The following is a 15,946-nucleotide window of genomic DNA, read 5'->3' on the forward strand; positions in this document are numbered from 1 at the left end:
ATTTAGGGAATGATATTTCAATTTAATAAAAAATACATATAAAACCTTTAAGAATAACTCGATTTAACAGTTTACATCGGCTGAGTAGCTTGGTTTAAAACAAAAAATGCGAAACGCTGTTAATAAGTTATATCAAATTGAGTATAAACATAAAATATATCAAAATGGATAAGTTAGAAATTAAAGGAAAGTGGAACGAAATAAAAGGGAAAGTTAAACAAGCTTATGCCGATTTAACTGATGACGATTTGAAGCATGAAGAGGGACAAGATGATGAGTTGTTAGGGAAACTTCAGCAAAAAACCGGTAAAGGAAGAGATGAACTGGTGAAGTGGATTAACTCACTGTAATTTTATCAATCACAATTGAAACAGGCGATCAAGAAATTGATCGCCTGTTTATTTTTATAGATGTGTTCATGAAAGATTTAGCTCAAAGATTTGTACAAAATCCAATACTTTCGCCTAAAGATTTAGTTCCAAGCAGGCCAGGTTTAGAAATTGCTTGTTTGCTTAATCCAGGCGTATTTACTTTTCAAAATAAAACCTGGTTACTTATTCGCGTAGCAGAAAGACCACAACAAAAAGAAGGCATTATCTCTTTTCCAATTTTAAAAGGAGATGGTATAGAAATTATCGAGATTATGGAAAATGATCCTGATTTGATTGCCGACGATCCTCGTGTAATTAATTACAAAGGAGCCGATTACCTAACTACACTTTCGCACTTACGTTTGGTTTGCAGTGATGATGGCATTAATTTTTACCAACCTGAAGGCTATCCGTTATTACAGGGTGAAGGCCCGGATGAAATTTTTGGAATTGAAGACTGCCGTGTGGCTTTAATTGATGGTACCTACTATTTAACCTTTACTGCCGTTTCAGCAGAGGGTGTTGGCGTAGGTATGCGGACAACTAAAGATTGGAAAACCTTCGAAAAACACGGAATGATTATTCCGCCACATAACAAAGATTGTGCTGTTTTCGAAGAGAAAATCAATGATAAATTTTACGCACTTCACCGACCAAGCAGTGTTGATTTAGGTGGCAATTACATTTGGCTTGCCGAATCGCCTGATGGTATCCACTGGGGAAATCATAAGTGCATTATTAAAACCCGAAAAAATAACTGGGATAGTAAACGTGTTGGTGCAGGTGCTGCCCCAATCAAAACCGAAAAAGGCTGGCTGGAGATTTATCACGGTGCCAATGCAGAACATCAATATTGTTTAGGTGCATTTTTAATGGATTTGAATGATCCATCGCAGGTGATTGCGCAAACGGATGAACCTATTATGAAACCAGCAGCTGAATATGAATTGAATGGCTTTTTCGGACAGGTCGTTTTCACAAATGGTCATGTTATTGATGGTAATCAACTCACCATTTATTATGGTGCTGCCGATGAATTTGTTTGTGCAGCAACCTTTTCCATTCAGGAGATTTTATTGCAATTAAGTTTATAAAATCCCCAAAAAATCCAGTGCGTCAAAACCTTTGTGAAATAAAAAAGCGTTCCGGGTTTTAAACCAAAACGCTTACTTTATTTTAAGCTTTAAGCTTTTTACTTTAAACTTTCTGCTTTCTTAGTATCCAAAAATCTGCTCTAAATTCAATTTAGTAACAGCGCCAAATTTAGCTAAATCAGCAAGGTTGATTTTTTTCTCTGAGGCCACAACACAATAGTTGTAAGGTTTACCAGAAATATTACCATTGTGGAATGATTTAACATCAGCAAAAGTTAATGGCTTTAACGCTGCATACTCGTCAATTCTCGAATCATGATCGAAACCTAATTTTTGATCAGCCAGGTAAGTATAGATGATGCCATCTTTAGTAATTCTTGTCGTTTCAATGCCGTTTAATGAATTACTTTTCGAAAGATCAAATGATTTATCAGACTCTGGTAATACCGTCAACAACTCATTCATTCCTGCTACAGCTTCGTTCATTTTATCAGCTTGCGTACCTACATATGCAATCATGGTATTTTCTTTTTCTTTGCTGTTTGGCGAAGAATAAACTGCAAAAGTAGAGTAGGCTAAAGCTTTAGATTCACGGATGGTTTGAAATACGATGGAACCCATACCACCACCAAAATAGTTATTAAATAAACCAATTTTTGCCGCATTTGCGGGATCATATAATCCAGAATTGCGTACCCAACGGATTTCAGCCTGAACCATATCGTAATCTGCAAAGTAAACTTTGTTCGAATCGGTTTTGGTATACACAAACTTTTTCATTGGTGCTGCAGGCGTAAACTCTTTACCCAATGCATGAACTTTGGTAATGTCAGCAGAAAATGCAGGTAACGTTTTCGGGCCAAAATATGTGATGGTGTGTTTGTAATTGGTTAGGTTATGCAACAAATAAATCAAATCAGAAGATTTCATGTTTTTGATTTCATCATTGGTTAATCCGTAATTGAAAGGATTATCCGATCCATATTGAGCATAACTCATCAAACCTCCTAAAATAGAAGCCTTATTTAATTTAGCATTTTCTCTCGATTTCAACAAACGGCCTTTTAAATCTTCCAAAGCTTTTTCATTTGGTTTGCAGTTTGCCAAAACATCTTCCAACAAAGCCACTGCTTTATCAAAATTCTCTTGTAAACCACTTAAAGAAACGGTTGTGATTTCTGTACCTACGTTAATGTTATAGTTGCATGCAAGGTTATAAAATGCTTTGCTAATGTCTTCCGCAGAATATTTATCCGTACTTAAAAAAGCTAAGTATTGCGAGGCATAAGGCAATAATTTATAATTGTAAGAACCCATGTCAAAACGGTAGCTCATGCGGAATATGCCATTTTCTGTATTCTGAACGGTAATTACATCAGCAATACCAGCGTTACCAAAATTCAAATCTTTTTGATAATCTAAAAACTTTGGTGCAATTGGTTTTACAGGAGAACTGATAATGGTTTTCGTGAAAGGAGAAACCTCGTTGGCATTTGTTTTTACCGCTGTGATGGTTGGTTTTTCAACTTTAATAATGCTTTTATCTTCACCTTTATGTTTTAAGATCGATACGTAATTATTGATGAAAAACTGATTGGCAAAATCTACAATTTCTTTTTTGGTCACCTTTGCCATCGCATCAGTTGCAGCTAAGGTTTTATCCCACTCAGTACCACGATTTTGAATAAAGGCATCCATGGTTGCGTTGGCACGAACATCATTGTTATCATAACCCTGAAGTTCTGCTAATTTAATATTGGCAACGGTTGCTTTTATTAAACTTTCGTCGAATTCACCTTTTTTAAGCAAATCAACTTGTTCTAATAATAATTTTTGTGCGTCTTCTAAACTTTGTCCCACTTTAGGTGATCCTGATAAAATAAAAATTCCGTAATCCTTCATTTGATTATAGCCCGCACCAGCTCTCAACATTTTTTGCTGTTTGTTGATGTTTATATCCATCAAACCAGCTTTTCCGTTCGAAAGGATGCTGCCAATTAGATCAAGCAATAAACTCTGACGGCTGTTTTGTGCAAAACCACGATAAGCCACATAAAGGCTTTCGGCACTTGGGCCATAAATATCAACTTTTTGGACCTGAGTTAATGGTTTTTCAGGTGCAGGGTTGTATAATGCCAATGGCTTTGAGGCCATATAAGAAAAATTCTTATCGATTTTTTTGATCAAATCATCGTAGTTAATATCACCCGACATAATTAGAGCCATATTATTTGGCACATAATACTTGTTGTAATATTTTCTGATTTCAACCAGTGATGGATTTTTTAAATGCTCAATGGTTCCAATGGTAGTTTGTTGACCGTAGTTATGTGTTGGAAATAATGAATAAAGCATTTTCTCATACATTTTACGTCCATCATTATCCATCCCGATGTTTTTCTCTTCATAAACAGCTTCTAATTCTGTATGAAAAATGCGGAAAACCGGAGCACGGAAGCGTTCAGCCTGAAGTGATAAAAATTTGTCAATTGCGTTTGATGGCAAATCTTCCTCATAAACAGTTTCTTCAACCGATGTATGGGCATTGGTAGAATTACTACCAATCGATTTCATCATTTTATCATATTCATTTGCAATTGAATATTCAGATGCTTCGCCAGAAACTTTATCAATCTCTTTATAAATTTCTTTACGCTTGGCTGGGTCGGTCGTTTTATTATAGGTTTCGTAAAGGGCCTCTATTTTATCTAATAAAGGTTTTTCTTTAGCGTAGTTTAAAGTTCCGAACTTATCAGTACCCTTAAACAAAAGGTGCTCTAAGTAATGGGCCAAACCCGTGTTGGTTCTTGGGTCGGTATTACTACCTGCCCTAACAGCCATTTTGTAAGTAATATTTGGCTCTTTGTTATTTTGCGATAAAATTACGGTCAATCCGTTTTTTAACGTATAGAAACGCGATTTTGTGGGGTCGTTGGTAACATACTTATAAGGGTAGCCACCAGAATTACCTGTTTTCCATTGGTACGCGGTTTGAGCTTTTACGCCTGAACTTGCAACAAGAAAACAAGCCAATGTAAATAGTTTGATTTTCATTTATTTGATTTTGGTTTATGATTTTTGATTGGAGCATTTGGTTACTGTAAACCAATTACAGCAGTCAGTTAATAAGTTATTTATCCAAATATATATGGTTTCAATCATGGAATGAAATGCTTTAAGAATTTTCTAACTAATCATGTAGTAATAAATGATTTTAGCATATAAAATTTAGCTTTATTGTGCCTTGATTTTATATTCTGTATTTTTACCGTCATGACAAAGCACAAGGCAAAACCAAATATTTTAGTGGTCAACGATGACGGAATTACTGCTAAAGGAATAAAAAACCTGATGGAAGTAATGCAGGAGATTGGTAATGTGGTTGTTGTGGCACCCGATAGTCCGCAAAGCGGGATGGGACATGCGATTACGATTGGTAAGCCAATCCGGTTTGATAAAGTTGACCTTTATAACGGCGTAGAAATGTACAAATGCAGCGGTACGCCTGTTGATTGTGTTAAACTCGGCGTAAATAAAATATTCAAAGGCAAAAAGCCTGATCTATGTGTATCTGGAATCAACCATGGATTAAATAATTCAATTAATGTTCTGTATTCTGGTACCATGTCGGCAGCGGTAGAAGGCGCTATTGAAAAAATTCCATCTATTGGTTTCTCAATGGATGATTTTGCTGCAGATGCGGATTTTAGTCACACCAAAAAATTCATTAAAGATATTTGCTTGCAGGTTTTGGAAAATGGCTTACCGGAAGGTGTTTTACTCAACGTGAATTTTCCGAAAGGTGATCAGTTGAAAGGCGTGAAAATTTGCCGCCAGGCCAATGCCAAATGGATGGAAGAATTTGAAGAACGTGTTGATCCTTACAAACGCCCGTATTATTGGTTAACCGGAGTTTTTGAGAATTTTGATAAAGGCGAAGATACCGATGTTTGGGCTTTAGAACATGGCTATGTTTCAGTTGTTCCGGTTCAGTTTGATTTAACAGCACACCACGCCATTCAAACTTTAAACGGTTGGAATTTTAAAGGTGGTGATCAATCGAAATCTGATCAGGGCAAAACGACCATTTCCGCACCTGACGGGATTAACCTGGGCTAGTTTAATCGATGAACGAAAAACTAAGAAAACTGAACGACTCAGTGTGGATCGGATTAGGTATCGGATTAATCATCCCGGCAATTTTATGCTCCATCGCCTGGTACATCATTCATCATGTCGCATCGCTGGCAAAAGCCGATTTATTATACATTGGCGGCATAGCGGTGAACGCTTATGTGATGCAGCATTTTTTTAAATACAATAAACTAAATATTGGCCGGGGAATTTTAGCTGCCACATTTTTGTGTGCTTTCATTTTCTTCGCTTATAAAGTTTTTTAATAATAGCGGTAGTCAAATATCAGTCTTGATACTTGATACTAAATACTCGATACTATAATGAAATACTACCTCGTAGCCGGAGAAGCATCAGGCGATTTACACGGTGCGAACTTAATGAAAGCGTTAAAGCTGGAAGATCCTGATCCCGTGTTCCGTTATTTCGGTGGCGATAAGATGCAGGCGGAAGGTGGTGAATTGGTAAAACACTATGCCGACATGGCTTTTATGGGTTTCACCGAGGTAGTGTTAAATTTAAGAACGATATTCAAAAATCTTAAAAAATGCAAAGAAGATATTTTAAGCTGGAAACCAGATGTGTTAATCCTGATCGATTTTCCTGGTTTCAATTTAAAAATTGCTGAATTTGCGAAAGCAAATAATATTAAAGTTTGCTATTACATCTCTCCAAAAATCTGGGCCTGGAACCAAAAGCGTGTGCTCAAAATCAAAAAGGTTGTTGATCATATGTTTTGCATCCTTCCATTTGAGGTAGATTTTTACAAGGAGTGGGGCATGGATGTAGATTATGTCGGAAACCCGCTTTTAGATGAGCAAGCAGCATTTTCACCCGACCCTCAATTCTTAACAAATCACAATTTAAGCGGTGAAAAAATTATAGCCTTATTGCCTGGCAGCAGAAAGCAGGAAATCGAGCGCTTGCTCCCCGTGATGTTAAGCATTACCGATCAGTTTCCAGGCTATCAATTCGCTATCGCTGCTGCGCCCACATTTGATCAGGCTTATTATCATCAATTTATCAAAGGCAAAAAGGTCACGCTTTTATTTAGTAATACTTACAATCTGCTTCATCACGCTCATGCTGCAGTAGTAGCTTCCGGTACGGCAACTTTAGAAACTGCTTTGTTCAAGGTTCCGCAAGTGGTGGTTTATCGTGGTGGAGCAATTTCTATTGCTATCGCAAGGATGTTGGTGAAAATTAAGTTTATTTCACTGGTCAATCTAATCGTAGATAAAAAAATTGTTACAGAGCTTATTCAGGAAGATTGTAATACCAAAAAATTAAGCGAAGAACTTCACGCAATAATTTCAGGTGAGGGGCGAAAAACCATGCTTGGCAACTACCAGGGTTTACTTTTGTTAATGGGAAAGCCGGGCGCATCTGAGAAAACTGCCAAATTAATTTACCAATATTCAGCGGGCAAATAATTTCTCCGGCAAAAACTTTTTAATTTTTTTCAAAACAAATAAGGCGTTACTGCGTTACTAAATCGTTTTGCGTAATTATATTTTCCCTAATTAATCCTTCACGTTCTCATTAATTAAGCGAATTATTAGATCGCACAGCGTAACTAATTATAAACTAAACTAATGAGTGCCAATGACAAACATTCTACTCAGGATTACGGGATTCCTATGCCTGTTCCTAATTTCGAGCCCCCAATTGTTTGCTAAATCAATGAAAGAAACCAGGAGTTTCAGTCATTATTATTTTCAGCAAGACACAACAAAAAGAGACACTACAAAAAAAGTTCCTGTTGCCAAACCTGCCGATTCGGTTAAAGTTCCGGTAAATCCGCTTGGTGGCGCAAGTCCTGTACCTGCCGCACCACCGAAAGATGGCCCTGCAACGGCTCCGGCTACTGCTGCTGGACAAAAAACCATAACCGGTGTGGTTTTAGATGAAAAAAAAATCGGACTGCCTGGTGTAGGAATTAAAATTCAGGGTAAAACAGGTGGTTCTGTTACCCAGGAAAATGGGCGTTTTAGTATCACCGTAACTGCTCCAACCGATGTTCTGGTTTTCAGTTACATTGGTTACCAAAGCAGATCGGTACCAGCTGGAAATGGTGCTGCACCATTAACCATCAATCTCGTTCCATCAGCTTCGCAAAAATTAGATGAAGTGGTGGTAGTTGGTTACGGTACGTTAAAAGCCAAAGAGGTAACATCAGCCATTGCAACGGTAGATACTTCTCAATTCAGGCAAAGCGGATCACGAAACCCGCTCGATTTATTGCAAGGTAAAGTAGCTGGTTTGCAGATTACGCGAACGGGCGGTTCAAACCCCAATTCTGGAGTCGGTATCCAGTTACGTGGCGTAACTTCGGTAACTGGTAGTCAAAGTCCCTTAATTGTAATTGATGGTATTCCCGGAGGAAATTTAGACCTTTTACAACAGGATGATATCGCTTCCTTCAGTGTTTTAAAGGATGGTTCTGGTGCAGCAATCTATGGAACCAGAGCCAATGCCGGTGTAATTTTAGTAACTACCAAGAAAGGTAAAGCTGGTCCTGCCCGTTTTGATTATTCGGGGTACCTGCGTAAAGAGTATCTATATCAGCGCCCAGACTTTTTAACCGTAGATGAGTTTAGAGAGAAAATCCGTAGCGGTCAGTTTGATCGTCAAGACTATGGTGCTTCACTCGATCCTTTTGATGATTTGGTTAATCACAGCAACTTAAGTCAAAACCATAACCTTTCAATGTCTGGCGGTTCAGAAAAAACAAGTTACAGAGCCAGTATCAACTACCGCGATTTGCAGGGTTTTGCAAAAAATAACCGCCGTACGGAATATGGTATCAGGTTAAACCTCAACTCTAAAGGATTAGATGATAAATTATTCACACAGGTAAACTTATCAACCAATTTTAATAAAGGCGATTTATTAGGTGGCGGTGGCTGGGAAAATCAGCTCACCAGAAATCCCACACAATCTTATTATAACCCAGATGGAAGCTGGTTCTTCGATCCAAACGCAACAAACGAAATTGCAAGGTTAGAGCAAGAAACCAATAAGCGCCAGCAACAAACCAGCTCAATTGATGCGAAAGCTGAATATGAAATCTTTAAAGGTTTCAAAGCTTCAGTTTTTGGAGCCGTTCAAAGAAACAGTTATGTTGATGGTTCGTACCGTTCGGTTTTTGGAGAGTATTCCTTAGAAAATGATATCTACAAAAACGGGGGTTATGCCGCCCGCTCTACGGTATTGGAACAAAATTTTAACGTTGAGCCAACCTTACAATATGCTACAACTCTTGGCGAAGACCATAGTTTAACCGCTATTGGTGGTTACAGTTATCGTTATGAAGTTAACGAAGGCTTTAATGCTGGCAACCTTGGTTTCTTAAACGATCAGTTCCAGGAAAATAATTTAAATGCCGGTAACCAATTGGCGGCTGGTAAGGCTTTTTTAGGAAGTTTTAAAAATGATAACACCTTAATCGCATTTTTTGGAAGGGTAAACTATACCTTCAAAAACAGGTATTATTTACAGGCAATTTTACGTAGAGAGGGTTCATCCCGTTTCGGTGCCAACAATAAATGGGCAAACTTCCCGGCAGTATCTGCAGGCTGGACTGTTACCGAAGAGAAATTCATGGAAAATGTAAAATGGGTAAATAACTTAAAGGTAAGGTTAGGTTATGGCGAAACGGGTAACTCCGGCATAGCCAACTATGCTTCACTGGTAACATTAGGAACAGGTGGGGTATATTTATATCCTGATGGACAGTACCGCGAAACTTATGGACCGAACAGCAATCCTAATCCTGATTTGAGATGGGAAAAGAAACAGGAAATTAACTTAGGTTTAGATTTTACCCTGTTTTCAAGCCGTTTATCCGGATCATTGGATTTATTTAAACGTGTAACGAAAGATTTATTAGATAGCTACGATTCACCTCAACCGCCATTTGTAAGATCATCTATTTACACCAACGTAGGTTCAATTTCGGCGAAAGGTATTGAGTTAGCCTTAAGTTACAAAGCGGTTGATGGAAAAGATTTCAAATACAATATTGATTTGGCCGCAAGTACCACCAGCAATAAATTAGATTCTTATTCAAATAGTGAGTACAGAAGAGATTATTTATCAACAGCGCCGATTGGTGGTTTTGGCGATTTGGGTAACTCTATTCGTATCTATGAAGGTGGTAAAATCGGCGATTTCTGGGGTAAACGTTTTGCGGGCTTCACAGGCGACGGTAAATGGTTATTCTTTAACCGAAACGGCCAACCAATCAGAAACGACCAGATTAATAACTCATTCTTTAGAGATCAAACCGATTTGGCGGTTATTGGAAATGCCATTCCAAAATATTACCTGTCGTTAACCAATAGCTTTAATTACAAGCAATTCGATCTGCGTCTTTTCTTAAGAGGTAAGTTCGATTATCAGATTCTGAATACAACCGCACTATCATACGGAAATAAAGTTTCTGGTACCAACCTTTTAAACTCTGCATTTGATAAGTATGCTCAAATCAATGATACTTACATGTATTCTGATTATTATATCGAGAATGGTAGTTTCTTAAAAATTGATGAGGTTACTTTCGGGTACACTTTCAAACTAAAGTCGAAAAACATCCGCAATTTAAGAGCGTACATTACAGGACAAAACCTGGCAACATTTACAAAATATACCGGTAACGATCCTGATTTTGTGAAAGATACAGGTTTAGGTCAACCAGCAGATGATGGCGTTTTGGGAGTAGATGGAAGAGGCCCATATCCAAGCACATCATCATTCTTATTAGGCGTAACCTTTGGATTTTAAACTGAATAACATGAAAACATTAAATAAAATATATACATCGTGTTTAGCAGCTATGTTGTTAATTACGGCAAATGGTTGTACAAAACTCGACGAGAATTTATACGACACCATTAGCAGCGAAAACTTCTATAAAAACAAAAACGAGATTATTTCAGCCGTATTAAGGCCTTATACACATGCCAATGCATGGGGTACTTCGTCTGGCCAGGATGGCTGGTGGCGTTTAGCTGAACTTTCTGCCGACCAATTGGCCTGGCCAACAAAAGGTAGGCATGGAGAAGATGGCGGTAAGTGGAAGCGCTTGCATTACCACACCTGGACGGTTGATGAAGGTGGGATAAACAATGCCTGGTCGTTAATGTATTGGGGTGTAGGTTTATGTAACGTGCCTATCGAGAACTTAGAAAAACGCGATGCTGCACAACTGGGCATTACCCAGCAAGAAAAAGATGCCTTTTTGGCTGAACTCAAGTTATTTAGAGCATATCATTATTTAAAACTAATGGATTTGTTCGGTAACATTCCTGTAGTTACAGTGGTTGGCGAACCTGCTAGGCCATCAACACTGAGCAGAACTGAGGTTTTTAATTTCATTGAAAAAGAAATTAAAGATAATATTGAAAAAGCGCCAAAATTATCAAAAGCCATGCTGGGTAGAATGAGCCAGGCTGGTGGATATGCAATGCTGGTTGAACTTTACTTAAATGCTCAGGCATGGACAGGAACAGCCCGGTGGGATGACTGTATTGCTGCTGCCGATAAGCTTATTACTAACCAGGCAGGCGGCATGAATGGTAACATGGCCTTAGATCCTAACATCACCGATCAGTTTAAACCAGATAACGATTTAAGTAAAGAAACCATCTTCTCCGTTGCTTACGAATTTCAAAGAGCAAATTTTCAGCCTGGTTTCCCTAGCGATTTTTACCACTTTAACCAACAGTTTATCTATGGCGGAAGTAGAAATGGTAATGACGGAATTGTGGTGATACCGGATAACTTTACGAAGTACAAAGATGCCGATTTACGAAAAAGAACCTGGTTGTTAGAAGGTAAAATGGTTCGTTTTGATAATGGTCAGGCTTTAATTGCTACCGGTGGAAATGAGTATGATGGTAAACAATTGGAGTTTGTTGATAACATCAGAAAGAACAAAACGGGTTCAACCGTATCAAACATGAGTGAAGGTGAAGAAAACAGTGGTGTTCGTTTCAACAAATATAAACTGGGTAACCAGGTGGCCAATGCAACCACACAACCAAGTACGGTTTATAACAATACCGATTGGAACATTTACCGCTTAACGTGGATTTACTTTGCCAAAGCAGAAGCTTTAATGCGTAAAAATGGCGGTACTGCAACAGCAGAAGCTGTTCAATTGATTAACGATTGTAAGGTAAGGGCTTTTGCTGCGGCAGATTGGCCGGCTAATCAGTATACGGTAGCGAGTTTAACACTCGATGAATTATTAGTTGAAAGAGGTCGTGAGTTTATTTTCGAAGGTTTCCGCCGCGATGATCTCATTCGTTTTGGAAAATTTGCAACCGGAAGCTGGTGGGATCATCAGCCAACCAATGCAAACAGACAGTTGTATCCAATACCTCAACAACAGATTGCATTAAATTCTAATTTAAAACAAAATCCTGGTTATTAACAGAGCAAGAAAGGGCACTTTTAAAGTGCCTTTCTTGTTTTAATCGATTGAAGTATTTAAAAACAACAAGTTATGTAAGCACTTCAGAACTAAATCGAGTATTTTTCAAAAATTATTAATCATTATACTTTATATTAGCAAAAATTCAAAAACGATTCGTTGAATGGTATCTTTTTGAAAAAGTAATAATTTTGAACGCCTAATAATGAAAACCCTTTCTATAAAAGATATTGCTGTTAAAGCTGGTGTCTCCATCACAACTGTTTCATTTATCATCAATGGTAAAGCAAAAGAAAAATCAATTAGTGAGGCTGTAATTAAGAAGGTAGAAAAAATTATCAAAGAAAGTGGTTATAAACCAAATCAGATTGCCAGAAGTTTAAGAACCGGAAATTCCAATATTATCGGTTTAATTATTGAAGATATTTCAAATTCATTTTTCTCCCGTATCGCTCGCTTAATAGAGGATAAAGCTTACAAAAAAGGGTATAAGATTATCTACTCCAGTACGGAGAACAATGTAGAAAAGGCAAAGGAACTGATCAATATGTTCAAATCGAGGAAGGTAGATGGTTACATCATCTCTCCAACCAAAGGCATTGAGGAAGATATTCAGATGCTGCTCTCAGATAATAAACCGGTTATTTTATTCGATAGGAATTTATCGGAGATGGATACCCATTATGTAGGTGCAGATCATTTTCAGGCTTCCTATCAATCCATTGAAAGCTTTATTAAAAAAGGCAAACGGAAAATTGCTTTGGTCACTACAGATATTGATGTAGAACAAATTATCGAACGTTTTGAAGGATACAAGAAAGCACTGGTAGATCAGGGAATTGCTTATAACGATGAACTGGTACTTAAAATACATTTCAATCAGGATGAAGCTGAAACCATCGAACAGATGAAATCATTATTCAGCACTAAAGATATTGATGCCGTACTTTTTGCAACCAACTATTTAGCCATCAGCGGGTTAAAAGCGCTAAAACAGCTCAATAAAAAAATAGGAGATGAGCTTTCGGTTATTGCTTATGATGATCATGAAGTTTTTGAACTCCACACGCCAAGCATCTCAGCTGTGCAGCAACCTTTAGAAGAGATTGCAGAAACTGTTATTCAGCTGATTTTAAACCAGCTTTCTTCTAAGAACAAACTAGAAAACCAAAAGGTTATTATTCCGGCAAAGCTAATCGAAAGATAATCATTATTTTATCGTCACATAAATGTTGCATTTTGGTGCTTTCAAAATGAGTTTTATTTCTTTAATATTGATCTAGTAAAACGTTTTACGCCAAACCGGCTTAACTAGTCGCTAACCAATATCAAACATTAATTTTTTTTCTTTCGTTACAAACTGGAAGATTTTTTATTGGTAAGATTAGTAAAACGTTTTAACGATTTTAACCAAATTCACCCTTTATGAGAAATCTTTACCTGTTAGTATGCTGCTACGTCCTACATTTTAGCGTTCAGGCGCAAGACAAAATTCCAGCATATCCTTTAATTGCACATGATACTTATTTGAGCATCTGGTCGTTTGGCGATGGACTTAATAATTCTGTTACTAAACACTGGACTGGAAAAGAACAATCGCTTTTAGGTGTAGTTAAAGTAGATGGCAAATTCTACAGGTTTTTAGGTGCTGAATCTAAAAATTACAAAACTCTTCTTCCAGCGGCTGATGAAACCAGTTATCAGGCCAGCTACCTGACCAAAAAAGCAGCTGATGGCTGGAATAATTTATCATTCGACGACAGTTCTTGGAAAAAGGATGATGCTCCGTTTGGGGATGATCAATCTGCAAAAACAAAATGGAATACCGATGAGATTTATTATCGCCGAAAATTCGACTTCCATTCCACCTCTTCGGCCAAAAAATATTTAAAGCTTAGTCATGATGATAATGTTACTGTTTATCTGAACGGTAAAACGATTTATCAGAAAGATGGCTGGGTACACGAATACATTTATATCCCGATAGAAAACAACCTTTTAAAAGAGGGTGAAAATCTGTTGGCGATCAATTGTAAAAATACAGCTGGCGGCAGGCACCTGGATGCTGGAATTATAGAAGAAATTCCTAATGGCTCACAGGTGTTGAAAGCCACTCAAACCAATGTTGCTGTTGAGGCAACCAACACCATTTACGATTTTAAATGTGGTGGCATAAACCTGAAGGTAATTTTTACTTCTCCATTATTATTAAACGACATCAAGTTAACGGCAAGGCCAATTAGTTACATCAGCTACGCGGCCAAATCTGCTGATGGTAAAGCGCATAAAGTTGATGTATACTTCAGTGCATCTTCTAACTTATCGGTTAATACACCTAATCAACCTGTTTCTGTTTGGAAAAATACCAATAACAACCTATCGATATTAAAAGCAGGCACCGTTGAACAACCTGTTCTGAAAAAGAAAAATGATGATTTAAGAATTGACTGGGGTTATATGTACGTTGTGGTGCCAACAAAATTTGGTGCAAAACAATACATCGGTAACCAAATTGACAATTTAAACAGTTTTAAATCGGCTAAATTTCCTCAGGGAAACCAAGCTTTAAATGTAAAAACACAAGACTTGAGTACAGTGATTCCTTTTGGTTCGGTGGGCTCAAAATCGGTCGAAAAATACGTCATGCTAGGATACGATGATTTAAAATCCATTGAGTATTTCGGCGATCAGTTATTGCCAATCTGGAGAACATCAGCGTCAAGTACTTTCGAAAATCAGCTTACACAGGCCAATAATGATTACGCGACTTTAAAAGCAAAAACAAAGGCTTTCGATGCAAAATTAGCAGCCGATGCCTTAAAAGCTGGTGGCAAAGAATATGCTGATTTATGCAAGTTTGCCTACCGCCAAAGTATTGCGGCACACAAAATTGTTTACGCACCAAATGGCGATATTTTATTCTTATCAAAAGAAAACTTTAGTGGTGGCTTTATCAACACGGTTGATGTAACCTATCCATCGGCTCCACAATATTTGCTGTATAATCCTGAGTTGTTAAAAGGCATGCTGAACGGAATATTCTACTACTCAGAAAGTGGAAAATGGAAGAAAGATTACCCTGCTCATGATATTGGTACCTATCCAGTTGCCAACGGACAAATTTATGGCGAAGACATGCCGGTGGAAGAAGCTGGTAACATGATCATTTTAGTTGGTGCGATTGCCAAAGCCGAAGGAAATGCGAGCTACGCGGAAAAGCACTGGAAGGAAATGTCTAGATGGGCAGCGTACTTATTGAAAGAAGGATTTGATCCGGTAAACCAATTGTGTACCGATGACTTTGCTGGTCATTTGGCTCGTAATGCAAACTTATCAGTTAAGGCAATTGTGGGTTTAGGTGTTTACGCCCAGTTGGCTCAGCAATTAGGCAAAACTGAAATCGCCACTAAATATAGAAGTGCGGCTTTGGATATGGTTAAAAACTGGCAGAAATTGGCCGATGCAGGAGATCATTATGCTTTAACCTTTAACGATAAAAACACCTGGAGCCAAAAATATAACCTCGTTTGGGATAAATTACTGAAGTTAAATTTATTCCCTAATGATGTTTACCGAAAAGAGATAAACTACTATTTAACCAAACAAAACACTTTCGGTTTACCACTTGATAGTCGCAAGGCTTACACCAAATCGGATTGGATTATGTGGACTGCAACGTTAACCGATAATCAACCGGAATTTCAAAAATTTATAAAACCTATTTACAAATATGCTGCAGAAACTACTGATAAAGTGCCCTTGAGTGATTGGCATGAAACCATATCAGGAAAAAAAGCAGGTTTCCAGGCCAGGAGCGTTGTTGGTGGATATTTCATCAAAATGCTGGCCGATAGCTGGGGAATTAAATAAGCCATAAAATACTAACCAACATATAAAAAGAACAAGCA

General features: G+C 37.7%; 10 protein-coding genes. 9 read left to right on the forward strand and 1 reads right to left on the reverse strand.

Annotated elements, in window-relative coordinates; translation table 11 throughout:
* Positions 1-164 precede the first annotated feature (164 nt).
* Together R2Q70_RS14145 and R2Q70_RS14150 are read left to right on the forward strand one after the other, a co-directional pair.
* Entirely contained in the window at positions 165-350 is a 186-nt protein-coding gene (locus tag R2Q70_RS14145; protein ID WP_090884810.1) for a CsbD family protein, read from the forward strand.
* A gap of 68 nt (positions 351-418) precedes the next feature.
* Positions 419-1,465 (forward strand): glycoside hydrolase family 130 protein, encoded by a 1,047-nt coding sequence (locus R2Q70_RS14150; RefSeq protein WP_316808214.1) that lies wholly within the window; start codon positions 419-421, stop codon positions 1,463-1,465.
* 120 nt (positions 1,466-1,585) lie between these two features.
* Here R2Q70_RS14150 and R2Q70_RS14155 read toward each other — a convergent pair whose 3' ends face one another.
* A complete protein-coding gene (locus R2Q70_RS14155) occupies positions 1,586-4,519 on the reverse strand; it encodes a M16 family metallopeptidase (protein WP_316808215.1) in 2,934 nt (977 codons plus the stop codon).
* A 219-nt stretch (positions 4,520-4,738) separates the two neighbouring features.
* Between R2Q70_RS14155 and surE the strand changes: the two genes are divergently transcribed.
* The 7 genes from surE (at position 4,739) to R2Q70_RS14190 (ending at position 15,908) form a co-directional block, all read left to right on the forward strand.
* Entirely contained in the window at positions 4,739-5,584 is an 846-nt protein-coding gene (gene surE, locus R2Q70_RS14160) for a 5'/3'-nucleotidase SurE (protein ID WP_316808216.1), read from the forward strand.
* An 8-nt stretch (positions 5,585-5,592) separates the two neighbouring features.
* The gene (locus R2Q70_RS14165; protein WP_316808217.1) at positions 5,593-5,865 is read left to right on the forward strand and encodes a stationary phase survival protein SurE; all 273 of its coding nucleotides are present in this window, start codon (positions 5,593-5,595) and stop codon (positions 5,863-5,865) included.
* A 57-nt stretch (positions 5,866-5,922) separates the two neighbouring features.
* Positions 5,923-7,032 (forward strand): lipid-A-disaccharide synthase, encoded by a 1,110-nt coding sequence (gene lpxB / locus R2Q70_RS14170; RefSeq protein WP_316808218.1) that lies wholly within the window; start codon positions 5,923-5,925, stop codon positions 7,030-7,032.
* A gap of 250 nt (positions 7,033-7,282) precedes the next feature.
* Positions 7,283-10,384 carry a SusC/RagA family TonB-linked outer membrane protein gene (locus R2Q70_RS14175; protein ID WP_316808219.1) on the forward strand — a complete coding sequence of 1,034 codons (3,102 nt, stop codon included), beginning with the start codon at positions 7,283-7,285 and terminating at the stop codon, positions 10,382-10,384.
* Positions 10,385-10,394: 10 nt separating this feature from the next.
* Complete coding sequence (locus tag R2Q70_RS14180) at positions 10,395-12,038, forward strand: RagB/SusD family nutrient uptake outer membrane protein (protein ID WP_316808220.1); 1,644 nt, start codon at positions 10,395-10,397, stop codon at positions 12,036-12,038.
* Positions 12,039-12,243: 205 nt separating this feature from the next.
* Positions 12,244-13,245 carry a LacI family DNA-binding transcriptional regulator gene (locus R2Q70_RS14185; protein ID WP_316808221.1) on the forward strand — a complete coding sequence of 334 codons (1,002 nt, stop codon included), beginning with the start codon at positions 12,244-12,246 and terminating at the stop codon, positions 13,243-13,245.
* A 218-nt stretch (positions 13,246-13,463) separates the two neighbouring features.
* Positions 13,464-15,908 (forward strand): glutaminase family protein, encoded by a 2,445-nt coding sequence (locus tag R2Q70_RS14190; protein ID WP_316808222.1) that lies wholly within the window; start codon positions 13,464-13,466, stop codon positions 15,906-15,908.
* Positions 15,909-15,946 lie beyond the last annotated feature (38 nt).

This window comes from Pedobacter agri, assembly GCF_032678665.1.
Lineage (GTDB): Bacteria > Bacteroidota > Bacteroidia > Sphingobacteriales > Sphingobacteriaceae > Pedobacter > Pedobacter agri_A.

Excerpts from the sequence above, each read along its gene's own strand:
- R2Q70_RS14145 (WP_090884810.1), top strand. The coding sequence starts at position 165 with ATGGATAAGTTAGAAATTAAAGGAAAGTGGAACGAAATAAAAGGGAAA.
- R2Q70_RS14150 (WP_316808214.1), top strand. The coding sequence starts at position 419 with ATGAAAGATTTAGCTCAAAGATTTGTACAAAATCCAATACTTTCGCCT.
- R2Q70_RS14155 (WP_316808215.1), bottom strand. The coding sequence starts at position 4,519 with ATGAAAATCAAACTATTTACATTGGCTTGTTTTCTTGTTGCAAGTTCA.
- surE (WP_316808216.1), top strand. The coding sequence starts at position 4,739 with ATGACAAAGCACAAGGCAAAACCAAATATTTTAGTGGTCAACGATGAC.
- R2Q70_RS14165 (WP_316808217.1), top strand. The coding sequence starts at position 5,593 with ATGAACGAAAAACTAAGAAAACTGAACGACTCAGTGTGGATCGGATTA.
- lpxB (WP_316808218.1), top strand. The coding sequence starts at position 5,923 with ATGAAATACTACCTCGTAGCCGGAGAAGCATCAGGCGATTTACACGGT.
- R2Q70_RS14175 (WP_316808219.1), top strand. The coding sequence starts at position 7,283 with ATGAAAGAAACCAGGAGTTTCAGTCATTATTATTTTCAGCAAGACACA.
- R2Q70_RS14180 (WP_316808220.1), top strand. The coding sequence starts at position 10,395 with ATGAAAACATTAAATAAAATATATACATCGTGTTTAGCAGCTATGTTG.
- R2Q70_RS14185 (WP_316808221.1), top strand. The coding sequence starts at position 12,244 with ATGAAAACCCTTTCTATAAAAGATATTGCTGTTAAAGCTGGTGTCTCC.
- R2Q70_RS14190 (WP_316808222.1), top strand. The coding sequence starts at position 13,464 with ATGAGAAATCTTTACCTGTTAGTATGCTGCTACGTCCTACATTTTAGC.